This window comes from Microbacterium proteolyticum (genome assembly GCF_030818075.1).
GTDB classification, from domain to species: domain Bacteria; phylum Actinomycetota; class Actinomycetes; order Actinomycetales; family Microbacteriaceae; genus Microbacterium; species Microbacterium proteolyticum_A.
Window position 1 is genome coordinate 3066762 of record NZ_JAUSZZ010000001.1, and the last position, 22228, is coordinate 3088989.

The window sequence follows — 22228 nt, forward strand, 5'->3', positions numbered from 1 at the left end:
GGGGGCGGACGGCGCCCCGTGCCCTGTTCCCGCCGAAGCCCCGGCGGGTCAGGACGGCAGGTCGAACTTCTCCTTCTCTCCCCCCTTCGGGCGCTCTCCCGTGACTTTCGACGTCACCAGCGCGATCGCCGTCGCGATCTTCCCGCCCGCGCTGCCCCAGTACTCGCCGCTCAGCGTGTTCACGCGAAGGAGGGTGACCCCGGGCGACTCGGGACCGTCCGGGAACCATGCCTCGACGGTGGTCGACCACAGCTCCTTCAGTTTCGCCCGATCGTCGATGACCTCCGCCTCGCCCGCGAGCGAGAGCCACGTGCTGTCGGAGCTGAACGACAGGCCCACCTTGGGGTCGCGCCGCACGTGCGCCACCGCTGACGCGTCCGTGCCGACGATGAACCAGAGGTCCCCGTCGCTCTCGGTCTCCTGCACGGTCAGAGGGTGAGCGTGCAACGCGCCGTCCTCGGCACGGGTGGTGACCATCGCGAAGCGGAAGGTCTTCAGCAGCTCGTTCAACTTCTCGAGCTCGGATGCGGTGGATGACATGGTCTTCCTCTCGTCGGAAGCTCCAGCCCACCGCGCGGACGGGCGTCCCCGCTACGTGTTGACGTCGTCGACGGCGTCTGCTCTCACGGGGGCGCCGCCACCGGCCGGCGGGGCGAGGCGGTCGAGCTCGCTCAGCGCGGCGTGGGCGCGCTGCACGCGCGCGGCCACCTCGTCGTCCCACCATCGCGGTCCGCGTTCACCCAGGCCGTTCTTCGCCAGGCTCACGCGGTGGCGGACGGCCACAAGAGCCGCGTCGTCGCCGGCGAGCTTCGCCGAGCGGACAGCGGCACGGGCGCGCCCGAGGTGCGAGCGGAGTCGTGCCGCGACGTCATCCGGCAGGGCAGGATCGGTGCGTCGCCAGCGTCTGCCGCCGACGACCAGCCAGCGCTCGTCGTCTGTGGCGTCGCTCGAATCACGGGAACCCATCTCCCCAGTGCAACCGTCGACGACGCCGTGCGAAACTCCCCGCCGACGTTCAGGGCATCCGTGCTAGCGTGAAGGTATTCGTTCTGGGACCTTCTTCATCGACGCCCGCCTCATCGCTGAGATGCCGGGCGCACGGCAACGAGCCGTCGGTGACAGCAATCCCTCCCCCATCTATCGCGTGCCCCGCTCGACGACTTCGGTCCTCGCCTCGCACTCGCGGAAAGTTCTCGTGTCTGTGCTTCACCCTTCGCCACTGTCGTGGCGCCAGGCCGATCTCGACGTCTACGTCGCGACGGCCGGATCCGACTATGCCGGTTTCGTCGGCGCGGCCACCTCGGGCTTCGAAGCCCAGGGTCCGCTCGGCGAAGACCTCGGCATCCACACGTCCGTCGACGCGGCTCAGGCCGCGGTCGACGGGCATCGCGTCCGCGTCACCGACTCGGTTCCGCGACGTTCCCGTCCGCTCCGCACGCGCCGGAGCGGCACCCACGGTCGCAGCTGCGGCCCAACATGAATAAAGGAAGAACACGATGGCCACTGGCACCGTGAAATGGTTCAACTCCGAAAAGGGCTACGGCTTCATCGCTCCCGATGACGGCTCCGCCGACCTGTTCGCGCACTTCAGCGCGATCCAGGGCAACGGCTTCAAGGAGCTGACGGAAGCGCAGAAGGTCGAATTCGACGCCGAGCAGGGCCCCAAGGGCATGCAGGCGGCGAACATCCGCCCCCTCTAAGCTCCGCTGACACCCGGAAGCCGGGCTCATCGTCATCACGATGGGCCCGGCTTCCGGCGTTCCCCGACAGGTGGGTTGGCGATTCCGAGGGGTCGCGGCGGTTACCGTTCCCCGTGAGGCTCCTGCACATGTGGACGTATTCCGGGGGGTTTATACGACGCCCCGTAGTGTGGGCCTCAGCCCGGGTAGTCGCCTCGGCTCCCGACCACGGTCACCCCCGAACCGAGGAGCAGTTCATCGCCTCCACCATCGTCGAGTCCCGCCTCGGCCCCGTTCGTCAGACGTACTCCGGCACTGCCGAGTTCCCCCCGATCACGAAGGCGTACACGGAGCTTTCGCAGGTCGTTCGCGAGAGCGGATTGCTGGTGCGCACGCCCGGCTTCTATGCGCTCGTCGCGGTCGCCGTGACGCTCGGCTTCGCCGGTTGCATCACGGGCTTCATCCTGCTCGGTGACAGCTGGTTCCAGCTGTTCATCGCCGCCGCCCTCGGCATCCTGTTCACCCAGGTCGCCTTCCTGGCCCACGAGGCCGCGCACCGGCAGATCTTCGCCTCCGGCCCCGCCAACGACCGCCTGGGCCTGCTCATCGGCAACGGCGTCGTAGGGATGAGCCGCTCGTGGTGGGCATCGAAGCACACGCGACACCACGCCAACCCGAACCGCGTCGGTAAAGACCCCGACATCGAGATCGACACCATCTCGTTCCTCGACGTCGACGCGGCCAAAGCCCGCGGCATCCAGCGCTGGATCACCCAGCGCCAGGGCTACCTCTTCTTCCCGCTGCTGACGCTCGAGGGCATCAACCTGTACGTGCTCGCGCTGCGGCACCTGTTCTCGCGCGAACCCATCAAGGGCCGTTGGGGCGAGCTGGGCCTGCTGGCGCTGCGCCACGCGATCTTCATCGCCCCGATCTTCATCTTCCTGCCCGTGGGGCTGGCCTTCGCCTTCTTCGGCGTTTCCGTCGCCGTCTTCGGCGTCTACATGGGCGCCTCGTTCGCACCGAACCATAAGGGCATGCCGGTGATCGAGCCGGGCGCCAAGCTCGACTTCTTCAGCAAGCAGGTGCGCACCTCGCGCAACGTGTCCGGCGGCTGGTGGGCCACGTGGCTGATGGGCGGCCTCAACTACCAGGTCGAGCACCACCTGTTCCCGAACATGCCGCGCCCGCACCTCAGCAAGGCTCGGCTCATCGTGCGGGAGCACTGCGAGACCCTGAACGTGCCCTACGTCGAGACGACGCTCTTCCAGTCGTACGGCATCGTCATCCAGTACCTGAACCGCGTGGGACTCGCCGCACGCGACCCGTTCGACTGCCCGCTGACGGGATCGACGCGTCACCTCGCTGTCGAGAAGTAACCACGCTCGTCGTGACGGCGTCACCTCCCTGGAGGTGGCGCCGTCGGCGTGTGCGGGTGACGACCGCACTCGCGTCAGTCGCGCGACACCTCGATGAGCCGCACGTCGTGCACGCCCCCGTCAGTCACCGTGGCCGTCATCACCGTGCACGCGGGCTGGCGACGCCGGTCGGTCGGCGAGCCCGGGTTGAGCAGCCGCATTCCGCCCGGCGTGACCGTGTCCCACGGGATGTGGCTGTGGCCGAACACCAGCAGATCCGTGGCGGGAAAGGCGGCATCCATCCGCTTCTCCCGTCCCGCTGCTGCGCCGGTCTCGTGGACGACCGCCAGGCGGACCCCGTCGATCTCGGTCCGCGCCACCTCGGGCAGACGCGCGCGCAGCTCGGAACCGTCGTTGTTCCCCCAGACCCCGAGAACGGGCCCGAGAGCCGTCAGCTCGTCGAGCACCGAGGCCTCCACCCAGTCGCCCGCGTGGATGATGAGATCGACCTCGGATGCCATGTCACGCACCGCCACGGGAAGGGCGCGCGCCCGCTTCGGCACGTGCGTGTCGGCCAGGAGCAGCAGGCGGGTCGGCATGCGTCCACGCTACCCACGCGCGGGCGGGACGGCCGGTGCGGGGAGAATGGAGGGATGAGCCGCTCCCGTTCCCCCCTCCTCGCTCTTGCGCTCGACGTCGTGCTGGTCGTCGTGTTCGCGGCGATCGGGCGCGCGACCCACGACGGCGATGTGCTCGGCCCCGTCGGTCTGGGCCTGGCGACCACCGCCTGGCCGTTCGTCGCGGCGCTGCTGGTGGGCTGGCTCGTGGCGCGCGCCTGGCGTCGTCCGATCGACGTCCTGCGAACGGGGCTGCCGGTCTGGGCGGTGACCGTCGTGCTCGGCATGCTGCTCCGGGCGCTCAGCGGTCAGGGCGTCGCGGTGGCTTTCGTCATCGTCGCGACCGTGACCCTGGCGCTGCTGCTGCTCGGCTGGCGAGGGATCGCGCGGACGGTGTCGCGCACACGCGCGGCCTGAGCCGGCGGCATCCACTCGGCACCGAGGTCGAGGCTCCGGCGCACGGCCAGGACACGTGGTCTTCGCGCCCCGTCGGTCAGGGCAGCGCCCGGAAAGGCGAGAGGGACGCCGGGACGGCGGTCGGGACGGCGACCCCCGTCGCGACGATGGCCGCGCCCGTGCTCAGCCCCGCACCCTGAGGAATGGAGCCGCCCGGAAGCGGGCGCGCGACCAGAACGCGACCCCGAGCGCCGCACCCGCGGCCAGGAAGGCGGGAGTCGCCCAGCTGGTGGAAGCGAGTCCGGCGAGCGCCAGGACGCGAGCTGCGACCGCAGGCACCTCGAGCGGGCGGGCGTCGCTGTGCGGCAGCGGGTCGGGTACAGCCCGCTCAGTCCGCGACGGTGACGTCGACCCGGATCTCCGCCGCGAGCCGTTCCAGCTCGTCGACCAGGTCGTCGGTCTCGACACCGGCTGTCAGCGTGACGGTGATGGATGCCTCGAACAGGCGGCCGCCCGCCATCGCGGCATCCGTCGTCTGCGTCGACATGCGCTCGATGCTCACACCACGCGCGCTCAGCGCGGCGGAGATCTCGCGCACGATGCCCGGACGATCGTTGCCGATGACGTCGAGGGTCACGCTGTGCGGGGCGGATGCCGAGCCCCCGGGCGCTCCGGTGTGCACGACCACGGCCAAGGTCCCGGCGAGGGCCTCGAGGGCACCGCGCAGCGCGTCGGCCCGGTCGGCGGGAACGGATACCTCGACGATGCCCGCGAAGGCGCCGGCCAGTTCGGCCAACTCGCTGTTCTCCCAGTTGCCGCCGTGGGCGTCGACGATGTCGGCGACGGCCGACACCAGGCCCGCGCGGTCTTCTCCGACGACAGTGAGCACGAGAGTGGTCATCTCCCCAGCGTAGCGAGCGGCCCCTGCTACCGTGGGGTTTCCCGCTGGGAGGTGAGTTCGTGATCGCATCGCTGATCGGCATGCTGAACCTCCTGCTCGTCTCCGCCGAGCTGGCGGTGCTGCCCGGTGAGAGCGCCCCGGTCCTCGCGATCGTCGTCGCCGCCGCGATCGTCACGACCGCGGCTGTGGTGCTGCTGGCACTGCCCGCCCTGTCGTCCAGCGCGTCACCGCCGGCACCGCGACCGATCGACCCCTCCGCTCCGCTCGCGCAGAGCGACCCCGACGCGGCTGGGCACTCGCGCCCGCGCGCACCGGGCGCCGCGGCTTCCGCCGCGTAGTCCTCCGGCCCACCGTCTCTGCGACGGTGAGGCCTGGCATCCGTCGATGCCGGCTCACGTGGCGCCGGTCGTCCCCGCGCGTCTGCGCGCAGGCGGCCCTTCCCCTCCCGCCGCCACGAACGGACACGCTTTGGACCCTTTCGCACTGCCCCCTCTCGCCGCCCTCCTCGATCTCGCCACGCGCGCCCTCCTTTCGCTCACCGCCTTCTTCACCCCGGCGACCGGGGGTGCAGCCGCCGCCCTCGCCGTGATCACGATCACCCTCGCCGTGCGACTGCTCCTCATTCCCGTGGGGGTGTCGCAGGCCCGCGCCGAGCAGACCCGCGCGCGGCTGGCTCCGCGCCTTCGCGTCCTGCGCGAACGCTGGGCGAACGACCCCGAACGCCTGCAGCGCGAGACGATGCAGCTCTTCCGTGACGAGGGGGCGTCCCCGGCCGCGGGGTGCCTGCCGATGCTCGCCCAGGCACCGGCCGTGGGGCTGCTGTACGCCGTCTTCCTGCACCCGACCGTCGCCGGTCATGCCAATGCCCTGCTCGCGCACGAACTGCTCGGCGTTCCGCTCGGGCAGACCCTCGTCGCGACCATCGCGACCGGCGGGGCGGATGCCGTGACGCTGGCGGTCTTCGGCGCGCTGGTGGCCGTCATCGTCGTCGCCGCCGAACTGACGCGCCGGTGGCTCCGACCGCCGTTCGACCCGAGCACCCCGACCTGGACCGTGGGGCTCGCCGGGGCGCTGCAGTTCACCACCGCCGTGGTGGCGCTGTTCGTGCCGCTGGCAGCGGCTCTCTATCTGACCGTCACCACGGTGTGGACCCTCGTGCAGAGGGTCATCCTGCGAGGGCGGTACCCGCTGCCGGCCTGACGGCGTCCCACCGCGGAGCGTTCAGCGCGTTCATCGATGCCATGGCGAGGACGACCAGCGCCGCAGCCGCCGGCAGGGCCATCGCGGCCGCGACCGACACCTGCTCGGCGACCGCGCCGGCCACCGCCGACGACAGCGCTTGCGCGAGGGTCAGCGCGGAACCGAGCAGGGTCATCGTCGAAGCGGTCCGGCCGCGGGGAGCGCGTGTTCCGGCGAGGCTCAGCAACGTCACGAGCGAGGGTCCGATCCCGATGCCCATGAGGCACAGCACGAGGGTCACGGTGGGGACGGACCCACCCACCGTGTACGCACCCGCCGAGGCCGTCAGCAGTACCGCGAAGGTCACGAGACGCCAGCGCAACACGAAGCCCGCCGGAAGCAGGGCCATGCCCAGCGCGAGCACCGCCGAACCGACGCCCATGACGCCGTACAGGAGAGCGCCGGCCTCGGGGGCGCCGCGCTCGTTCATGAACGCCGTCAAAGAGGTCAGCGTCGTGCCGAAGAACGCCCCGACCCCGAGCGCAGCGCCGACGAGCACGAGCAGGCGCGGATGCAGCACCTCCCGGAACGGGGCCATCGCGCCGTGCGCCCGGCGCGAGGGAACCGCCCGACCCGTGGGATGCAGGGCGAACGCCGTCACGAAGACGAGGCTGAGCAGGGCGGCTCCTGCGATCGGCGCCCACGGGGCGACGAGCGCGGCGAGCACGCCCACAACGAACGGGCCGATGACGAAGGCCGTCTCGTCGGCCGCGGACTCGTACGCCATGACGCGGGAAAAGGTGTGCTCGCGGCGCTCGGGATGCACGCGGAGACCGATCAGCGCGATGACGCGCGCCCGCGACATCGCTGCGGTCTGCGGACCGGTCAGACCGATGGCGGTGGCGGCGGCCAACAGCATCGCGTCCGCGACGGGTGCGGCCACCGCGAGGGGGAACACGGCGAGCAGGATGCCGTTGGCCAGCCCCACCGGGACGAGAACCCGTCGCTGGCCGAAGCGGTCGACGAGATCGCCCAGCACGGGACCTGCCACGACGACGCCGATGCCCACCGCCGCCGAAGTGAGGCCGCCGAGCGCCACCGACCCGCGGTATCCCGCGACCAGGGCGAGCACGCCGACGGTCATCATGGCGAAGGGCAGCCGGGCCACGAAGGCCACCGGGAAGTACCACAAACCCGTGTGCTGCAGCAGCGACGGATGCGCGGTGACGGGCGAAGTCATGGAACGGATCTCCGGGGGCGAAGGAACGTGCCGCCTTGCCGGGCCGGTAGGTAGGTGCACTGCGGCGGGCGAGCCCGCTCACTCAGGGTACCTCGCGGGCCGCGGGGCACACCCTTGACGATGAGGACGGGGCCGCGGAGGCGACGGCTTCGTGCGGCGGCGCGGACGCGCCCCTACGCGGCAGTGTCACCTCACGCCGGCGACTCAGTTCACCAGGGCGGACACAGCCGCGATGATCGACGCCACCGCGAGCACGAGCGCGAGACCGATCAGCACGGCGTGCACGATGAGGAACGGCGTGGGCTTGCCCGCGGCATCCCGGGCCCGGGGGTCTTTCGCCACGCGCACGAAGAACCGCGGCCACACGACGATGTTGAACACGGCGTTGGCGAACAGCAGGGCGATCAGGACGGGTTCCATGCCTCGAGCCTAGGTGCGCGCGTGGATCGCCTGGGTCCGCGCGTGGGTCGCGTCGCGCCCTCGTGCGGCGTGGGCGATCACGTGGCGCACCCGATGCACCGCCGCGCGAACGGACGCACCTCGAGCCGGGCGTCGGCGATCGGCACACCGCACATCTCGCACACGCCGAAGGTGCCGGATGCCACGCGCTCGCGCGCCGCGCGGATCTCCGCCCGCTCCTGCTCGGCGCCCCGCCGCAGGGCATCGACGTGCAACCATTCCCCCGAGAGCGTCGAGCCCTCGGGATCGTGCTCGTCGTCGGCGGTGGCGTCGGCGCGGTCGCGCAGGAGCGAGACTTCGTCGGCGCGGAGGCGGGCGAGACGTTCTGCCACCTCACGGTCGAGGTGGTCGAGCATGCGCCCCGCGGTCGCGGCATCCATTCTCCGACGCTACCCCCCACCTCCGACACCGGCGCTGCGGCAGGATCGGCGCATGAGCGAACTCCGACACCACTGGACGCCGACCGCCGTGCTGTACCTGGTGCTGTCTCTGGCGGGCCTCGTGGGCACGTGGACCTTCAACGTCCTCGCGATCGTGCAGCTGCGCGACTTCATCGGCGACCTCGTCACGAGTGGGCCGGCGGTGTCGTCGATCACCGTCGACCTGCTGGTCGTGGCCGTCGCCGGAAGCGCGTTCATCATCGTCGAAGCGCGCCGCCTGGGCATGCGCTTCGCGTGGCTGTACATCGTCCTGTCGGGGGTGACGGCGTTCGCCTTCACGTTCCCGCTCTTCCTCGCGATGCGCGAGCGCCGGTTGACGGCCCGCTCCGCGACCTCCCCGGAGACGGCCCCCGGCGCCCCTGCAGCGTGAGACCCCCGACGCCTCCGCGGCGTGAGGCCCCGGCGCCCCCGCCGCTGACGCCCCCGGCGCCCCTGCTCGCGTGAGGCGCCACGTTGTGTCGCCTCCGAGAGGTTCCCAGCGACACATTCTGGCGCCTCACGCGCGGGCGTCAGCGGGCGGCGAGACCCTCGCGCAGGCCGGCCGCCAGCGGCGTGGTCGGACGCCCGATGACGCGAGCGAGCGTGCCGTCCGTCTGCGACAGCGCACCACGGGCGATCGCATCGTCGATGCCGGCCACGAAGGCAGCCGTGCCGGCATCCAATCCCGCAGCCTCGAGCCCGGCGACGAGCTGCTCGTGGGTCACCGCCGAGTAGGCGACGTCGCGGCCCAGCACCTCGCTCGCCGCGGCCGCGAGGTCGTCGTAGGTCCACGCCACGTCGCCTCCCAGTTCCAGCGTCCGCCCCGCGAGGTCATCGGTGATGAGCGCGACCGCCGCCGCCTCGGCGTAGTCGCGCCGGCTGGCGCTCGCGACCCGCGCATCGCCGACCGCGGCGACGATCTCCCCCGTCTCGGCGGCGCGGGCCACGGCATCCAGGTAGTTCTCCGTGTACCAGTTGTTGCGCAGCACGGTGGCCGACAACCCGGCTTCGGCGATGGCCTTCTCCGTGGCGAGGTGGTCGGCACCGAGGGCGTAGTCGACCTCGTCGACGCGCGGGGCACTGGTGTAGACGAGCCGCTCGACGCCCGCCTCGCGCGCCGCGGCCACGACGTTGCGGTGTCCGGCGACCCGATCGGCATCCGTCCCCGAGATGAGGAGCACCCGGGTGACACCGTCGAAGGCGGGGGCGAGGGTGTCGGGGCGGGTGTAGTCGAGCTCGACGACGCGGATGCCGCGCTCGGCGAGGTCGTCGACGCGAGCGGGCGTGCGGACGCCGGCAACGATGTCGGATGCCGCGGTGCCGCGGGCGAGGAGGGCTTCGACGACGAGGCGGCCGAGGTGGCCTGATGCGGCGGTGACGAGGATGGTCATGGGGATGTCCTTTCAGCGGACACGCCCGATGAAACCGCCGGCACCGCGCAGCATTCCGGAATGACGGTACCCACTTTCTGGTTAGCTACTCACATGAGCGTCAGTCTTGCCGACCTGCGGGGTCGCGATCAGGCCCTCTTCTCCGACGGATGCCCGACGCGTGTCGTGCTCGACCACGTCATGGGCAAGTGGGGCGTGCTCGTCCTCCTCGCCCTGTCGGACGGAACGCAGCGGTGGGGCGTGCTTCGACGCAGCGTCGCGGGTATCAGCGAGAAGATGCTCGCCAGCACGCTCAAGACGCTCGAGGGCGACGGGCTGGTCGCCCGAACCGCCTACCCCGAAGTGCCGCCGCGCGTCGAATACGCCCTCACCGACCGCGGTCGCGACCTCATGACGCGCCTCATCCCGCTCGTGGAGTGGGTCGCCGACAACGCCGACGACATCGTCGGCGGAAAGGCCTGAGCGTGCGCCTCCCCGATCTCCGTGCGATGCGGAGCAGCGTCACCGTACGCGCGCCGCGACGTGTGCCGCTCCTGCAGGTGGCGAAGTCGGCGATCGCCATCGTGGCGGCCTGGCTGCTCGCCGGCTGGCTGGTGCAGGGGCCTCCCCCGATCTTCGCCGCCATCGCAGCCCTGCTGGTGGTGCAACCGAGCGTCAACCAGTCCTTCACTCGCGCCGTCGAACGCAGCGTCGGGGTCATCGTCGGCGTCGTCATCGCGGCGCTGCTAGGCCTGGCATTCGGTTCGCAGCCCTGGGTCGCGCTGCTGTCGGCCGGAGTCGCGTTGGCCGTCGCGTGGGCGGCGCGCATCTCGCCGGGTGCGACGAACCAGATCGCCATCAGCGCGCTGCTCGTGCTCGCGCTGGGCACGGCCACGCCAAATTACGCGCTGGACCGCGTGCTCGAGACCCTCATCGGGGCTGCGATCGGCATCGTGGTCAACGCGGTGCTCGTGCCACCGGTGCTGGTGCCGTCCGCGCGCACGAAGGTCGAGGTGCTGGGCCGCGAGCTCGCCGCTGCCATGGAGCGCCTTGCCGATGCCCTCGAGACCGCGCAGACCCCGGCGAGTCTGGAGGGTCTGCTGCTCGAGGCGCGCCTGCTTCGACCGGTTCGGGATGCCGCGGCCGACGCGATCCGCGACGGAGCAGACTCGCTCACGCTCAACCCGCGCAGCGGACGCCACCGCGCGGAACTCGCCGCCATGGACGGCCTGGTGGACCGCTTCACCCCGGTGGTGACGCAGACGGTCGGCATGACCCGCGCGGTGTACGACGGCTACGAGAGCTCGATCGTCGACGAACCGGCCGTGCGCGCCATCGCCGACCAACTGCACCGGGCGGCGCACGACGTGCGCCTCGCGTTCGCCTTGGATGCCGGGCCCACGCGCGCCGTCGACGAGGAGCCGGCGCTGACGCGTCCGCTGCAGATCCAGACGCCCTCCCCGGTGCACTGGGTGCTCGTGGGGTCGTTGCTGATGGACCTGCACCGGGTGCACGAGACGCTGCGCGACGACGTGGCGTAACGCGGCCCTGCGAATCTGCTCTGCCTCGACCCCGACGGCATCGCGCGCTGCTTGACTGGTCGCATGGGTACCGCGATGTTCCCCCTCGGGGCCGTCCTCTTCCCGCATACGCCGGTGGCGCTGCGGATCTTCGAGGAGCGCTACCTCGTCATGCTGGGGCGATTGCTCGACGAGACCGATCCCGCGTTCGGCGTCGTGCTGATCGAGCGCGGTACCGAGACCGGCGGGGGTGACCAGCGTTTCACCCTGGGGACGATGGCGCAGTTGAGCCACGTCGTGCCCCAGGCCGGGCAGATGCAGGTGGTCGCGCAGGGCACGGAACGCTTCGAGATCGTCCAGTGGCTGGAGGACGCGCCCTATCCCCGCGCCGACGTCCGACCGCTGCCCGACCTGGAGTGGAACGAGGCGCTGCTCCCCCTCCTGGAGGAGGCCGAGAAGATCGTGCGTCGGGTTCTCGGGAAAGCGCAGCAGTTCGGCGGCACCCGGTGGGCGCCGGAGGTCGAACTTTCGGAGCAGCCGCTGCCGCGGGCCTGGCAGATCGCCGCCATCGCCCCGCTCGGAGCGCTCGATCAGATGGAGTTGCTGCGTTCCGCCACCGTGGGGGGATTGCTACGCGCCACCATCGACCTGACTCTGGCGGCCGAACCCCTGCTGGGAGACCCGGTCCCCGACGGGGTCATCGTGGTCGACGACGCGTCTCCCGACGACGAGATCTGACCATAGCCACCCGGGGCCGGACGGATTCCCGCCCCCGACGACGCGTCGCTCGTCGACGGGACCCGGCCGTCTCGCTCCGGTCGCCCCGCGGGCGTTCGGCCCGAACGGCCCGCGCATGCGCCGGAGCACAACCGCGCCCGCCGCTCGGTCGCCCCGCGCATGCGCCGGGGCGCTGCCGCGTCCGCTGCTCGAGCGCTCCGCGCCGCCGGGGCACCGCCGCACCCGCCGCCCGGACGCCCCGCACATGCCTCAGGGCGCTCCCGGGTCCGCTGCCCGAGCGACCCGTTCATGCGCCGGGGCGCCGCCGCGTCCGCCGCAGCACCCCGGCATCCGACTAGTTCAGCTCGCGGACCGTCGACGGAATCACGCCGTCGCCGTAGAGGTCGATCGCGAGGTCTTGCAGGGCGGTCAGAGAGACCCTCTGGGTCTGCGGACCGTAGGAGATGCGGGCGACGCCGAGCGCCTCGTACTCGGCCGCCGGGAGGGCTCCCGGTACGCCGATGACGCTCAGCCGCCGGTCCCCGAGCCCCTCCACGAGGCGACGGGTGGTGTCGGCATCGAGCTTTCCGGGAACGAACACCGAGGTGGCACCGGCATCGAGGAAGGCGCGGCCCCGCTCGATGGCGTCCGCGACTTTGTCGTCGAGCGGACGATCGCCGCCCTTGAGGAAGACATCGGTGCGAGCGTTCAGCACGAACGGCACGCCCTCGGCCTCACCGGCCGCGATGACGGCCTCCACCGCGGCGACCGCCTCGGCGAACGGCTTGACCCGGTCTTCGACGTTGGCGCCGACCACACCCACGCCGATGGCTCGGCGGGTCGTCTCACCGGGGTTGCCGAAGCCGGAGTCGAGGTCGGCGGTGACCGGCACATCGACCGCGGCGACGATACGCCCCACCATGTCGAGCATGAGCTCGACGGGGATGTTCTCGCCGTCTTCATACCCGAAGGTCGCGGCGATCGAATGACCGGCCGTCGCCAGGGCCTTGGTCTCGGGTAATGCCGCGATCGTCCGCGCCGAGATGACATCCCAGACGTTCACGACCCGCAGGATCTCGGGGGCGGTGTGCAACTGTGCGAAGGCCTGCGCCTTCTCGCTGAGTACGCTCATTCCTCCACGCTAGCCACGCCGCTCGGACCGTCGGCGAGGGCTTCCGCGATCAGGGTTCCTCCGTTACCGAACCGCACGAAGCGTCCGATGGTCGCGGGCTGCACGAGCGCCCCCGCGACGACGGCTGCGACGTCGGCGCGTGAGACCTCGCCTTTGCCCTGCGGCGCGGTGCTGATGCGCCCGGACGGCGGGTCGAGGGTGAGGGTGCCGGGGCCGAGAATCGTCCAGTCGAGGTCGCTCGCCCGCAGATGGTCGTCGGCCGCGAGTTTGGCATCGGCGTAGGGGAAGAACGAATCGTCGGGGTCGAAGCCGTGGTCGGGTGTCGAGCCGATCCACGACACCATGACGAAGCGTCGGACGCCGGCCTTCGATGCCGCATCCACCGCACGCTGAGCGGCGTCGCGGTCGACGGCGTAGGTGCGCTCGGGACTGCCGCCGCCGGCGCCCGCCGACCACACGATGGCGTCGGCGCCCGTGAAAGCCTCGGCGAGATCGTCCACGTCGGCCTTTTCGACGTCGAGCACGAGCGGCGCCGCGCCCGCCTGCTCGACATCACCCGACTGCCCCGGATCGCGGATGACGGAGACCGCCTCGTCACCCCGGTCGGCGAGCAGACGTGCAAGGTGCAGGGCCACCTTGCCGTGGCCCCCGACGATCACGATGCGCTCCATGTCACTGGCCCCCGACCTTCTCGATCGACATCTTCAGGATGACCCGGTCGGCGCTGTCGGGCGGGGCCTCCTGCTGCGCGTTGCCGTACCGCTGGCCGAGGCGGACGTAGAACGCGCCCTCCGGGTCGGGCACCGTCTCGACGAGCCGGCCGCGCACCTCGACGTAGCGGTAGGGCTGCTCGGGGTCGAACACCATCAGGCTCATCGACGGGTTCTTCTGCAGGTTGCGGAACTTCTGACGGGTCACGGTGTGCGTGAACAAGACGTGCTCGCCGTCGAACTCGAACCACATCGGATTCACCTGCACCGTGCCGTCGGGGCGCACGGTGCCGAGACTGCCGTAGTTCGGGTTCTCCAACAGGTCGCGCTGCGCGTCGGGGATCATGGAGCGTCCTTTCGCCGGGGTCGGGCTCGACCCTACGCGCGGGCTCCGACATCGACCGCCGGGGTTGACGCCCCGCGCCGGTGCGAAGACACCGGCCCGCCCGGTCAGTCCACGTCGCCGTCGACGTACACCCACCGGCCGGCGCGGCGGACGAACCGGCTCCGCTCGTGCAGCTCCCCCGCCTCGCCGGCGTGACGCCACCGCGCGCGGAACTCGACGGTCGCGGCATCCCCTTCTTCCACGGCGTCGACGATGTCGAGGCCGGCCCATCGAGTGCCGTCGTCGGTCACGATGTCCTCCGGTCGAGTCCGCGGATGCCACGACCGCGCCAGGTGCGCCGCATCACCGACGGCGAACGCGGTGTAGCGCGAGCGCATCAGCCGCTCCGCGCTCGGCGCGGGCTCTCCCCCGAGGATCGGGCCGCAGCAGTCACCGAAGGCCCCTCCGCCGCACGGGCACGCATCAGGGGAGGACGGACGAGCGGATGCCGAGCCGAAAGACACCCCGCCACCCTACGCGCCGTCGCTCACCGAGCACGGTGGATGGGTCCGATCGGGCCACCGCACACGCGGGCGTCGCCGCCACCACCGTGACAGGATCGACCACGTGACCGACCGCCTCATGCTCCTCGACACCGCGTCGCTGTACTTCCGCGCCTTCTACGGCGTCCCCGACAAGGTGAAGGCGCCCGACGGCACCTCGGTGAACGCCGTGCGCGGTCTGCTCGACATGATCGCGAAACTCGTCACGACCTACGAGCCGACCCGGCTCGTCGCGTGCTGGGACGACGACTGGCGTCCGGCGTGGCGCGTCGATCTGCTCCCCAGCTACAAGGCGCACCGCGTCGTTCAAGCCGTGCCCGCCGGGACCGACGTCGAAGAGGTACCCGACCCCCTCGAGGCGCAGATCCCCCTCATCCGCGAGGCCCTCTCCGTGCTCGGCATCCCGATCGTGGGCGCCGCCGAGCACGAGGCCGACGACGTCATCGGCACCCTGGCCACCCGCGCCGACGTGCCCGTCGACATCGTCACCGGCGACCGCGACCTCTTCCAGCTCGTCGACGACGAACGCGGCGTCCGCGTCATCTACACGGCGCGAGGGATGAGCAACCTCGAGCTCGTGGACGACGCGGCCGTGGTCGCCAAGTACGGCGTGCACGCGCGGCAGTACGCCGACTTCGCGGTTCTCCGCGGCGACCCCTCCGACGGCCTCCCCGGGGTGGCGGGCATCGGCGAGAAGTCCGCGGCGACGCTGCTGGGCGCGTGCGGCTCGCTCGACGGCATCCGCTCCGCCGCCGCCGACGGGACGGCGGGGACTCCCGCGCAGCGCGCGAAGATCACCGCCGCAGCCGACTACCTCGACGTCGCGCCCACCGTCGTGAACGTCGCGCGCAACCTCGACCTCGGCCCGTTCGACGACCGCCTCGGCCGTGCCGACGCGACGGGGGCGGCGGAGCTGGCCGACCGCATCAACCTGGGGTCATCGATGACGCGGGCGCTCGCCGCGCTCCCGCACTGAACGTCAGCGCGACCGCGTCAGCCACGCCCGGAGCTTCTCGAGCGTCCACGTCGTGACGATCCGTTCGGCGGGAACGCCCAGCGCCTCGGCGCGCGCGGCGCCGTAGTCCAGCAGCGAGAGCTGGCCTGGCGCGTGCGCGTCCGAGTCGATCGAGAACAGGCAGCCCGCCTCGATCGCCATGGCCAGCAGCTCGTCGGGTGGATCCTGCCGCTCGGGACGCGAGTTGATCTCCACCGCCACCCCCGAGGCGGCGCACGCCGAGAACACCTCACCGGCATCGAACGTCGAGGGCGGACGCGTTCCCCGCGCGCCCTCCACGAGTCGTCCGGTCACGTGCCCCAGCACGTCGACCCGCGCGTCCTGCGCGGCTGCGACGAGACGGCGCGTCATCGGCCCGCGCTCCATCCGCAGCTTCGAGTGAGCGGATGCCACGACCACATCGAGTTCGCGGAGCAACCCGTCTTGCTGGTCGAGGCCGCCGTCGTCGAGGATGTCGACCTCGATGCCGGTGAGCAGCGTGAACCCGTCTCCCCGGTGTCCGCGCACGATCTCCATCTGCGCACGGAGGCGCTCAGGCGAGAGGCCGTTCGCCACCGTCAGCCGCGGCGAGTGATCGGTCAGCGCGAGGTACTCGTGGCCCAGAGCGCGCGCCGCCTCGACCATCGCGTCGATCGGCGTCAGCCCGTCGGACCACTCGCTGTGACTGTGCAGATCGCCCCGCAACTGTGCGCGCAGCTCCGCTCCGCCGACGGGAGCCGATTCCGCGCGCAGCTTCGCGAGCCGCTCCGGCACCTCGCCCGCCAGAGCCTGCTGGATGACGGCGAACGTCGACTCGCCGATGCCGGACCGGCGCCGCAGGCCGGGGTCGCGCAGTTCGTCCGCGCTCAGGCCCTCGATCGCCGCGGCGGCGGTACGGAACGCCTTCGACTTGTAGCGTGACGACCTCTCCCGCTCGAGCAGGTACGCGATCTCGGTGAGGGCGTCGAGCGGGTCCACGGCCTACTCCGCCAGGTCTTGCGAGGCGTGCACCCACGCATCGAGCTTCGCCGTGGCGCGCCCGTCGTCGATCGCGGCGGCGGCGTCGGTCATCGCCTCGGCGAGACGCTCGAGGATCGGACGCTGCACCTCGGCGGCATCCTGGAACAGCCGGTACGACACCAGTCCGGCCGCGGCGTTGAGCAGCACGATGTCGCGCACCGGCCCCTCCTCGCCCCCGAGAACGCGCCGCACGACACCGGCGTTGTGGTCCGGCGAGCCGCCGAGCAGATCGTCCATGTCGGCGAGCGGGATGCCGAGATCCCGCGGATCCAGATCGTGCTCGTGCACGTCGCCCCGGCTGATCTCCCACAGGCGGCTGTGCCCGGTCGTGGTCAGTTCGTCGAGACCGTCGTCGCCGCGGAACACCAGGGCCGTCGCCCCCCGGGTGCGGAAGACTCCGGTGATGAGCGGCACCCGGTCGAGGTGCGCCACACCGACGGCGTTGGCCTCGGCACGGGCCGGGTTGCACAGGGGCCCGAGGAAGTTGAACACCGTCGGCACGCCCAGCTCGGAACGCGTCGTGGCGGCGTGCTTGAACCCCGGGTGGAAAGCGGCGGCGAAGGCGAACGTGATCCCCGTGCGGTCGAGCGTCTCGGCCACCTTCTCGGGCGCGAGGGTGAGAGCGATTCCGAGCGCCGACAACACGTCGGAGGAACCCGAGGCAGAGCTCGCCGCACGGTTGCCGTGCTTGACCACGGGCACCCCGGATGCCGCCGCGACGATCGCCGCGGTTGTCGACACGTTCACGGTGCCGAACCGGTCGCCTCCCGTTCCCACGATGTCGAGCACGTCAGGGCTCACGGGCAGCGGAACGGCGGCTTCGAGAATGGCGTCGCGGAACCCGACGATCTCCTCGACCGTCTCTCCCTTCGCGCGAAGGGCGATGAGGAACGCCGCGAGCTGAGAGGGTGTCGCCTGGCCCGCCATGACCCGCCTCATCGCCCACGTCGACTCCGACACGCTGAGGTCGTCGCCGGCGAGCAGAGAGGTGAGCAGATCGGGCCAAGTGAAGCGTTCCGCCATGCCACGATCCTTTCACACGCGTGTCGTCGCGCCACGACGGGATCCGGGCCTCGGTCGACCTCGACGGAACGTGCCCCGCACCGGGGATTCCGTGGGAATTCTGAGGCTTCCCTAAGTCTCGACGATGGAATAACTCATCCTGGGGATGGGATGATCGGGGCCGCGGATCGCGCATAATGGAACGGTGACGACCTCAGCGACGTATTCCCAGGCCGTGCGTGCCGTGAAGCGACCCGACCCGGTCGCCGTGGGCACGATCGTGTGGCTGGGCAGCGAGGTCATGTTCTTCGCCGGCCTGTTCGCGATCTACTTCACCCTGCGCAGCACCTCCGCCTCCCTCTGGGCCGAAGAGACCCAGCTGCTCAATGTCCCCTTCGCGACCGTCAACACCGTCATCCTGGTGCTGTCCTCGGTCACGTGCCAGATGGGCGTCTTCGCCGCCGAGCGGTACCAGCCGTACACGGTCAAGACGAACAGCTTCTGGCGCCGCTGGGGAATGGTCGAGTGGTTCTACCTCACCTTCATCCTCGGCGCGGTCTTCGTGTCCGGTCAGGTGTGGGAGTACGCGACGCTGGTGGCGGAGGGCATGCCCATCGATGCCAACCCCTACGCCTCGGCCTTCTACCTCACCACCGGCTTCCACGCCCTGCACGTGACGGGTGGCCTCATCGCCTTCCTGCTCGTGATCGGTCGCGCCTACGCCGTGAAGAACTTCGGCCGGAAAGAGATGACCACCTCGATCGTCGTGTCCTACTACTGGCACTTCGTCGACGTGGTCTGGATCGCCCTGTTCTTCGTCATCTACTTCCTCAAGTAAGAGAGCTGTACTCCACATGGCACGCGAGAAGAAGACTCGTCGGGCGTCCGGGCGTCGTAGCCCCTTGGCCGCCGCCGCGCTGATCGGCATCGGACTCCTCCTGACCGGAGGCGTCTACGCCGGCGCCTCGGCCGCGATGGCCGCCACCTCCACGACTCCCGTCAGCGAGGCGAACTCCGCGACCACGGTCGAAGAGGGCGAGAAGCTGTTCCAGGCCAATTGCGCCACGTGCCACGGTCTCGACCTCGAAGGCAGCCAGCAGGGTCCGTCGCTGTTCGGCGTCGGTGAACTGTCGGTGCACTTCCAGGTGTCGACCGGCCGCATGCCGCTGCAGGCGCAGGGCCCGCAGGCACCGGTCAAGCCCGTGCAGTTCACCGACGAGCAGATCAATGCGATCGCCGCGTACGTCCAGGCCTCGGCGCCCGGGCCCCAGTACCCGACGGAAGAGCTGGTCGACGGCGAGGGCGACCTCGCGCACGGCGCCGAGCTCTTCCGCATCAACTGCGCCATGTGCCACAACGTCGCCGGCGCCGGTGGCGCGCTGACCGAGGGCAAGTGGGCCCCGGATCTGCACACCGTCAGCCCCGTCAACATGTACGCGGCCATGGTGACCGGTCCGCAGAACATGCCGGTCTTCAACGACCTCAACCTCACCCCCGAAGACAAGCGCGACGTCATCTCGTACCTGATGTACCTGCAGAAGACCGACTCTCCCGGTGGTTACGCCCTCGGGTCGCTGGGTCCGGTCTCGGAGGGTCTGTTCATCTGGATCTTCGGTATCGGGGCACTCATCGCCCTGACCGTGTGGATCACGGCGAAGTCCAACTGACCGTCGTCTTCGACAAAACGTAAACGCACGAGGAGCACCATGGCACACGAGGACGACGCACTCGAGCACGGGAGGGCTTCCTGGAAGCCCGGCTCGGGGCTCGCCGTCGCGGTTCCCGACGCCGCGCAGAACCCCGGTCTTCCCGGTCACCGCCAGCGGATGACCGACAAGGACCCGCAGGAGATGAAACGTGCGGTCCGCACGGTCTACACCCTGTTCTACGTCTCCGTCGCGGCGAGCATCTTCGCGAGCATCGCCTACATGATCTTCCCGATCGAGTCGGGTTCGATGATCGACATCCGCTACAACAACCTCTTCATCGGACTCGGCATCGCCTTCGCGCTGCTCGCGATCGGCATCGGCACCATCCACTGGGGCAAGTCGGTCATGTCCGACAAGGAGTACATCGAGGACCGTCACGCGACACGCGGTCGCGACGAGGTCCGCGAGGGTGCGGTCAACGTCTTCGCCGAGGCCGACAAGGACTCCGGCTTCGGTCGTCGCGAGATCATCCGCAACTCGATGTTCGCCGCTCTGGCCGCCTCGATCATCCCCGGCATCACCCTCTTCCGCGGCCTCGCGCCGCAGGATCAGAACCCGGTGACGCTGCTGAGCCACACGATGTGGAAAGAGGGGATGCGCCTGTCGCACGACCCCTCCGGGCGTCCCATCCGTGCCGCCGACGTGACCCTCGGCTCCGCCTTCCACGTCATCCCGGAAGAACTCGCGGGCCTGGGCCACGACGAGGGCTACCTCGAAGAGAAGGCAAAGGCCATCGTGCTGCTGATGCGCATGCAGCCCGAGCAGCTCAACCCCGAGACCAACAACCTCGACTGGTCGTACGACGGCATCGTCGCGTACTCCAAGGTCTGCACGCACGTCGGCTGCCCCGTGGCCCTCTACGAGCAGCAGACCCACCACCTTCTGTGCCCCTGCCACCAGTCGCAGTTCGACGTCGCCAATGGTGCGGCCGTCATCTTCGGCCCGGCGGCCCGTCCCCTGCCGCAGCTCCCCATCACCGTCGACGCCGAGGGTTACCTCGTCGCCCAGAGTGACTTCCTCGAGCCCGTCGGCCCCAGCTTCTGGGAGCGCTCATGAGCACCGGTACTCACCCCACCGAGAACGTCACCACCGAACCGGCCGTCTACTCGGGGCCGCCGCAGGCCCCGGCCGGTCGCGACGGCAAACCGCTCGGCGGTCGCTTCGTCGGCGCAGCGGCCAACTACATGGACGAGCGCACCAGCATGTCGGGCATCGTCAAGGAGCTCGGCCGCAAGGTCTTCCCCGACCACTGGTCGTTCATGCTCGGCGAGATCGCGCTGTGGAGCTTCGTCGTCGTGCTGCTGTCGGGCACGTTCCTGACCTTTTTCTTCCAGGCGTCGATGGTGGAGACTCACTACGACGGCGCCTATGAGCCCATGCGCGGCATCGCGATGTCCGCGGCCATGGAGTCGGCACTGCACATCTCGTTCGATCTGCGCGGCGGTCTGCTCGTGCGCCAGATCCACCACTGGGCGGCGCTGGTCTTCGTCGCCGGTATCGGCGTGCACATGCTCCGAGTGTTCTTCACGGGAGCCTTCCGCAAGCCGCGCGAGCTCAACTGGGTGGTCGGATTCATCCTCTTCATCCTCGCGATGGCAGAGGGCTTCACCGGCTACTCGCTTCCCGACGACCTGCTCTCGGGCAACGGTCTCCGCATCATCGACGGCATGATCAAGGGTCTGCCGATCATCGGAACGTGGACCTCGTTCCTCCTGTTCGGCGGAGAGTTCCCCGGCACGGCGATCGTCGGACGCCTGTACACCCTGCACATCCTTCTGCTGCCGGCGATCCTCGTCGCGCTGCTGGCTGTGCACCTCATGCTGATGATCATCAACAAGCACACGCAGTTCGCCGGCCCGGCCCGCACGAACAGCAACGTCGTGGGCTACCCGATGCTGCCGGTGTACGCCTCGAAGATGGGTGGCTTCTTCTTCATCACGTTCGGTGTCATCGTCTTGATCGCCGCACTGGTGACGATCAACCCGATCTGGAACTACGGACCCTACGACCCCTCCCCCGTCTCGGCCGGTACGCAGCCGGACTGGTACATCGGCTTCGCCGACGGCGCGCTGCGCCTCGTACCGCCGCACCTCGAGTTCGTGCTGTGGGGCCACACCTGGTCGTGGAACATCATCTTCCCGGTCGCCGTGCTCGGTCTGTTCATCGTCCTGGTGCTCGTCTACCCGTTCATCGAGGCGTGGGTCACCGGTGACAAGCGCGAGCACCACATCGCCCAGCGTCCGCGCAACGCCGCGACGCGGACCGCGATCGGTGCGGCCGGGGTGACGTTCTACGCCGTGATGTGGGCGGCCGCCTCGTCGGACATCATCGCCACGCACTTCCACCTCACGATGGAGGGCGTCATCCACGCCCTGCAGGCCCTGCTGATCCTGGGCCCGATCTTCGCGTACTTCGTCACCAAGCGCATCTGCATCGCGCTGCAGAAGAAGGACCGCGAGATCGCCCTCCACGGGTACGAGTCGGGCCGTATCGTGCGTCTCCCCGGGGGCGAGTACATCGAGGTCCACCAGCCGGTCGACGAATACGAGCGCTGGAAGCTCGTGGACAACGAGACCTACGAGCCGCTCGTCGTCCGCCCGAACGAGAAGGGCCAGATCCCCTGGCACGAGAACGTTCGCGCCTCGGTGTCCCGGTGGTTCTTCGAGGACCGTCTCGCCCCGCTCACGCAGGCCGAGATCGATGCGGCGGTCGCGCACCAGCACCACGAGATCGACCACATCGCGCACGAGGAGGCCGACGAGATCGCCGGCGCCGATGCGCGCGCCGACGAGGACGGTCGTCCGCGCAACGCGGTAGGCGAACGTGTCGAGGTCGAGTTCCCGGCTCCGCGGGGTCTCAACGACTCGAGCCGCGACAAGAGCTGACAGTCCCATCGACGAAGCCCCGGTGCCCATGGCACC

General features: G+C 70.3%; 29 protein-coding genes. 15 read left to right on the plus strand and 14 right to left on the minus strand.

Annotated elements, in window-relative coordinates:
* Positions 1-48: 48 nt before the first annotated feature.
* Positions 49-540 (minus strand): pyridoxamine 5'-phosphate oxidase family protein, encoded by a 492-nt coding sequence (locus QE392_RS14255; RefSeq protein WP_307452881.1) that lies wholly within the window; start codon positions 538-540, stop codon positions 49-51.
* A 51-nt stretch (positions 541-591) separates the two neighbouring features.
* On the minus strand, positions 592-966 hold the full coding sequence (locus tag QE392_RS14260; RefSeq protein ID WP_307452883.1) for a biopolymer transporter Tol: 375 nt from the start codon (positions 964-966) through the stop codon (positions 592-594).
* Between the two features lie 229 nt (positions 967-1195).
* Here QE392_RS14260 and QE392_RS14265 point away from each other — a divergent pair, with 229 nt between their 5' ends.
* The 3 genes from QE392_RS14265 to QE392_RS14275 all read left to right on the plus strand — a co-directional run bounded on the left by QE392_RS14265 (position 1196) and on the right by QE392_RS14275 (position 3055).
* Positions 1196-1480: a hypothetical protein gene (locus QE392_RS14265; RefSeq protein WP_307452886.1), complete on the plus strand. Its 285-nt coding sequence runs from the start codon at positions 1196-1198 to the stop codon at positions 1478-1480.
* 16 nt (positions 1481-1496) lie between these two features.
* Positions 1497-1700, plus strand: a complete 204-nt coding sequence (locus QE392_RS14270) for a cold-shock protein (RefSeq protein WP_013583139.1) — start codon at positions 1497-1499, stop codon at positions 1698-1700.
* A gap of 152 nt (positions 1701-1852) precedes the next feature.
* Positions 1853-3055: a fatty acid desaturase family protein gene (locus QE392_RS14275; RefSeq protein WP_373426503.1), complete on the plus strand. Its 1203-nt coding sequence runs from the start codon at positions 1853-1855 to the stop codon at positions 3053-3055.
* Positions 3056-3129: 74 nt separating this feature from the next.
* On the opposite strand, the gene QE392_RS14280 is transcribed toward QE392_RS14275, so the two are convergent.
* On the minus strand, positions 3130-3633 hold the full coding sequence (locus QE392_RS14280; protein WP_307452888.1) for a metallophosphoesterase family protein: 504 nt from the start codon (positions 3631-3633) through the stop codon (positions 3130-3132).
* 54 nt (positions 3634-3687) lie between these two features.
* On the opposite strand from QE392_RS14280, the gene QE392_RS14285 reads away from it, so the two are divergent.
* Positions 3688-4068, plus strand: a complete 381-nt coding sequence (locus QE392_RS14285; RefSeq protein WP_307452890.1) for a DUF3054 domain-containing protein — start codon at positions 3688-3690, stop codon at positions 4066-4068.
* A gap of 367 nt (positions 4069-4435) precedes the next feature.
* Here the strand turns inward: QE392_RS14285 and QE392_RS14290 are convergent, their stop codons facing one another.
* Positions 4436-4948 (minus strand): glycine cleavage system protein R, encoded by a 513-nt coding sequence (locus QE392_RS14290; protein ID WP_307452892.1) that lies wholly within the window; start codon positions 4946-4948, stop codon positions 4436-4438.
* A 59-nt stretch (positions 4949-5007) separates the two neighbouring features.
* On the opposite strand from QE392_RS14290, the gene QE392_RS14295 reads away from it, so the two are divergent.
* Positions 5008-5286 (plus strand): DUF6412 domain-containing protein, encoded by a 279-nt coding sequence (locus QE392_RS14295; RefSeq protein ID WP_307452894.1) that lies wholly within the window; start codon positions 5008-5010, stop codon positions 5284-5286.
* A 130-nt stretch (positions 5287-5416) separates the two neighbouring features.
* Positions 5417-6148 carry a YidC/Oxa1 family membrane protein insertase gene (locus QE392_RS14300; RefSeq protein ID WP_307452896.1) on the plus strand — a complete coding sequence of 244 codons (732 nt, stop codon included), beginning with the start codon at positions 5417-5419 and terminating at the stop codon, positions 6146-6148.
* Here QE392_RS14300 and QE392_RS14305 read toward each other — a convergent pair.
* The 3 genes from QE392_RS14305 to QE392_RS14315 form a co-directional block, all read right to left on the minus strand.
* Positions 6114-7367 (minus strand): MFS transporter, encoded by a 1254-nt coding sequence (locus QE392_RS14305; RefSeq protein WP_307452898.1) that lies wholly within the window; start codon positions 7365-7367, stop codon positions 6114-6116. The genes QE392_RS14300 and QE392_RS14305 overlap by 35 nt on opposite strands.
* A gap of 204 nt (positions 7368-7571) precedes the next feature.
* Positions 7572-7787, minus strand: coding sequence for an SCO4848 family membrane protein (locus tag QE392_RS14310; RefSeq protein ID WP_307452900.1), 216 nt, complete (start codon positions 7785-7787; stop codon positions 7572-7574).
* Between the two features lie 77 nt (positions 7788-7864).
* Entirely contained in the window at positions 7865-8206 is a 342-nt protein-coding gene (locus QE392_RS14315; protein WP_307452902.1) for a TraR/DksA family transcriptional regulator, read from the minus strand.
* Between the two features lie 52 nt (positions 8207-8258).
* Here QE392_RS14315 and QE392_RS14320 point away from each other — a divergent pair, with 52 nt between their 5' ends.
* Positions 8259-8636, plus strand: a complete 378-nt coding sequence (locus QE392_RS14320; RefSeq protein WP_307452904.1) for a DUF2834 domain-containing protein — start codon at positions 8259-8261, stop codon at positions 8634-8636.
* Positions 8637-8775: 139 nt separating this feature from the next.
* Here the strand turns inward: QE392_RS14320 and QE392_RS14325 are convergent, their stop codons facing one another.
* Entirely contained in the window at positions 8776-9636 is an 861-nt protein-coding gene (locus QE392_RS14325) for an SDR family oxidoreductase (RefSeq protein ID WP_307452906.1), read from the minus strand.
* A gap of 93 nt (positions 9637-9729) precedes the next feature.
* Here QE392_RS14325 and QE392_RS14330 point away from each other — a divergent pair, with 93 nt between their 5' ends.
* The 3 genes from QE392_RS14330 to QE392_RS14340 all read left to right on the plus strand — a co-directional run bounded on the left by QE392_RS14330 (position 9730) and on the right by QE392_RS14340 (position 11873).
* Positions 9730-10098 carry a winged helix-turn-helix transcriptional regulator gene (locus tag QE392_RS14330; protein WP_307452908.1) on the plus strand — a complete coding sequence of 123 codons (369 nt, stop codon included), beginning with the start codon at positions 9730-9732 and terminating at the stop codon, positions 10096-10098.
* A 2-nt stretch (positions 10099-10100) separates the two neighbouring features.
* Positions 10101-11156, plus strand: a complete 1056-nt coding sequence (locus tag QE392_RS14335) for an FUSC family protein (protein ID WP_307452910.1) — start codon at positions 10101-10103, stop codon at positions 11154-11156.
* 63 nt (positions 11157-11219) lie between these two features.
* Entirely contained in the window at positions 11220-11873 is a 654-nt protein-coding gene (locus QE392_RS14340) for an LON peptidase substrate-binding domain-containing protein (protein ID WP_307452912.1), read from the plus strand.
* 334 nt (positions 11874-12207) lie between these two features.
* Here QE392_RS14340 and QE392_RS14345 read toward each other — a convergent pair whose 3' ends face one another.
* The 4 genes from QE392_RS14345 to QE392_RS14360 form a co-directional block, all read right to left on the minus strand.
* The gene (locus QE392_RS14345) at positions 12208-12984 is read right to left on the minus strand and encodes an isocitrate lyase/PEP mutase family protein (protein WP_307452913.1); all 777 of its coding nucleotides are present in this window, start codon (positions 12982-12984) and stop codon (positions 12208-12210) included.
* A complete protein-coding gene (locus QE392_RS14350; RefSeq protein WP_307452915.1) occupies positions 12981-13655 on the minus strand; it encodes an SDR family oxidoreductase in 675 nt (224 codons plus the stop codon). The genes QE392_RS14345 and QE392_RS14350 overlap by 4 nt, the downstream gene beginning before the upstream one ends.
* Before the next feature lies 1 nt (position 13656).
* Positions 13657-14040: a PPOX class F420-dependent oxidoreductase gene (locus tag QE392_RS14355; protein WP_307452917.1), complete on the minus strand. Its 384-nt coding sequence runs from the start codon at positions 14038-14040 to the stop codon at positions 13657-13659.
* Positions 14041-14144: 104 nt separating this feature from the next.
* Positions 14145-14417, minus strand: a complete 273-nt coding sequence (locus QE392_RS14360; RefSeq protein WP_373426479.1) for a YchJ family protein — start codon at positions 14415-14417, stop codon at positions 14145-14147.
* A gap of 229 nt (positions 14418-14646) precedes the next feature.
* On the opposite strand from QE392_RS14360, the gene QE392_RS14365 reads away from it, so the two are divergent.
* The gene (locus tag QE392_RS14365) at positions 14647-15558 is read left to right on the plus strand and encodes a 5'-3' exonuclease (protein WP_307452921.1); all 912 of its coding nucleotides are present in this window, start codon (positions 14647-14649) and stop codon (positions 15556-15558) included.
* A gap of 3 nt (positions 15559-15561) precedes the next feature.
* Here the strand turns inward: QE392_RS14365 and QE392_RS14370 are convergent, their stop codons facing one another.
* Positions 15562-16554: a PHP domain-containing protein gene (locus QE392_RS14370; protein ID WP_307452923.1), complete on the minus strand. Its 993-nt coding sequence runs from the start codon at positions 16552-16554 to the stop codon at positions 15562-15564.
* A gap of 3 nt (positions 16555-16557) precedes the next feature.
* On the minus strand, positions 16558-17619 hold the full coding sequence (gene trpD, locus QE392_RS14375) for an anthranilate phosphoribosyltransferase (RefSeq protein WP_307452925.1): 1062 nt from the start codon (positions 17617-17619) through the stop codon (positions 16558-16560).
* Positions 17620-17803: 184 nt separating this feature from the next.
* Between trpD and ctaE the strand changes: the two genes are divergently transcribed.
* The 4 genes from ctaE to qcrB are packed head-to-tail and all read left to right on the plus strand — an operon-like array spanning position 17804 to position 22192.
* A complete protein-coding gene (ctaE, locus tag QE392_RS14380) occupies positions 17804-18436 on the plus strand; it encodes an aa3-type cytochrome oxidase subunit III (protein WP_307452928.1) in 633 nt (210 codons plus the stop codon).
* A 16-nt stretch (positions 18437-18452) separates the two neighbouring features.
* The gene (gene qcrC, locus QE392_RS14385) at positions 18453-19265 is read left to right on the plus strand and encodes a cytochrome bc1 complex diheme cytochrome c subunit (protein ID WP_307452930.1); all 813 of its coding nucleotides are present in this window, start codon (positions 18453-18455) and stop codon (positions 19263-19265) included.
* A gap of 39 nt (positions 19266-19304) precedes the next feature.
* Complete coding sequence (gene qcrA / locus QE392_RS14390; RefSeq protein ID WP_307452932.1) at positions 19305-20363, plus strand: cytochrome bc1 complex Rieske iron-sulfur subunit; 1059 nt, start codon at positions 19305-19307, stop codon at positions 20361-20363.
* A complete protein-coding gene (gene qcrB / locus QE392_RS14395; RefSeq protein WP_373426480.1) occupies positions 20360-22192 on the plus strand; it encodes a cytochrome bc1 complex cytochrome b subunit in 1833 nt (610 codons plus the stop codon). Before qcrA ends, qcrB begins: the two co-directional genes overlap by 4 nt.
* Positions 22193-22228: the final 36 nt, after the last annotated feature.

Bases quoted from the DNA above. Each gene is read 5' to 3' on its own strand.
- QE392_RS14355 (WP_307452917.1), bottom strand. From the start codon at position 14,040: ATGATCCCCGACGCGCAGCGCGACCTGTTGGAGAACCCGAACTACGGC.
- QE392_RS14280 (WP_307452888.1), bottom strand. From the start codon at position 3,633: ATGCCGACCCGCCTGCTGCTCCTGGCCGACACGCACGTGCCGAAGCGG.
- QE392_RS14260 (WP_307452883.1), bottom strand. From the start codon at position 966: ATGGGTTCCCGTGATTCGAGCGACGCCACAGACGACGAGCGCTGGCTG.
- QE392_RS14270 (WP_013583139.1), top strand. From the start codon at position 1,497: ATGGCCACTGGCACCGTGAAATGGTTCAACTCCGAAAAGGGCTACGGC.
- QE392_RS14345 (WP_307452913.1), bottom strand. From the start codon at position 12,984: ATGAGCGTACTCAGCGAGAAGGCGCAGGCCTTCGCACAGTTGCACACC.
- QE392_RS14255 (WP_307452881.1), bottom strand. From the start codon at position 540: ATGTCATCCACCGCATCCGAGCTCGAGAAGTTGAACGAGCTGCTGAAG.
- QE392_RS14320 (WP_307452904.1), top strand. From the start codon at position 8,259: ATGAGCGAACTCCGACACCACTGGACGCCGACCGCCGTGCTGTACCTG.
- qcrB (WP_373426480.1), top strand. From the start codon at position 20,360: ATGAGCACCGGTACTCACCCCACCGAGAACGTCACCACCGAACCGGCC.
- qcrC (WP_307452930.1), top strand. From the start codon at position 18,453: ATGGCACGCGAGAAGAAGACTCGTCGGGCGTCCGGGCGTCGTAGCCCC.
- QE392_RS14305 (WP_307452898.1), bottom strand. From the start codon at position 7,367: ATGACTTCGCCCGTCACCGCGCATCCGTCGCTGCTGCAGCACACGGGT.
- QE392_RS14330 (WP_307452908.1), top strand. From the start codon at position 9,730: ATGAGCGTCAGTCTTGCCGACCTGCGGGGTCGCGATCAGGCCCTCTTC.
- QE392_RS14325 (WP_307452906.1), bottom strand. From the start codon at position 9,636: ATGACCATCCTCGTCACCGCCGCATCAGGCCACCTCGGCCGCCTCGTC.
- trpD (WP_307452925.1), bottom strand. From the start codon at position 17,619: ATGGCGGAACGCTTCACTTGGCCCGATCTGCTCACCTCTCTGCTCGCC.
- QE392_RS14340 (WP_307452912.1), top strand. From the start codon at position 11,220: ATGGGTACCGCGATGTTCCCCCTCGGGGCCGTCCTCTTCCCGCATACG.
- QE392_RS14315 (WP_307452902.1), bottom strand. From the start codon at position 8,206: ATGGATGCCGCGACCGCGGGGCGCATGCTCGACCACCTCGACCGTGAG.
- QE392_RS14290 (WP_307452892.1), bottom strand. From the start codon at position 4,948: ATGACCACTCTCGTGCTCACTGTCGTCGGAGAAGACCGCGCGGGCCTG.
- QE392_RS14360 (WP_373426479.1), bottom strand. From the start codon at position 14,417: ATGCGCTCGCGCTACACCGCGTTCGCCGTCGGTGATGCGGCGCACCTG.
- qcrA (WP_307452932.1), top strand. From the start codon at position 19,305: ATGGCACACGAGGACGACGCACTCGAGCACGGGAGGGCTTCCTGGAAG.
- QE392_RS14285 (WP_307452890.1), top strand. From the start codon at position 3,688: ATGAGCCGCTCCCGTTCCCCCCTCCTCGCTCTTGCGCTCGACGTCGTG.
- QE392_RS14310 (WP_307452900.1), bottom strand. From the start codon at position 7,787: ATGGAACCCGTCCTGATCGCCCTGCTGTTCGCCAACGCCGTGTTCAAC.
- QE392_RS14350 (WP_307452915.1), bottom strand. From the start codon at position 13,655: ATGGAGCGCATCGTGATCGTCGGGGGCCACGGCAAGGTGGCCCTGCAC.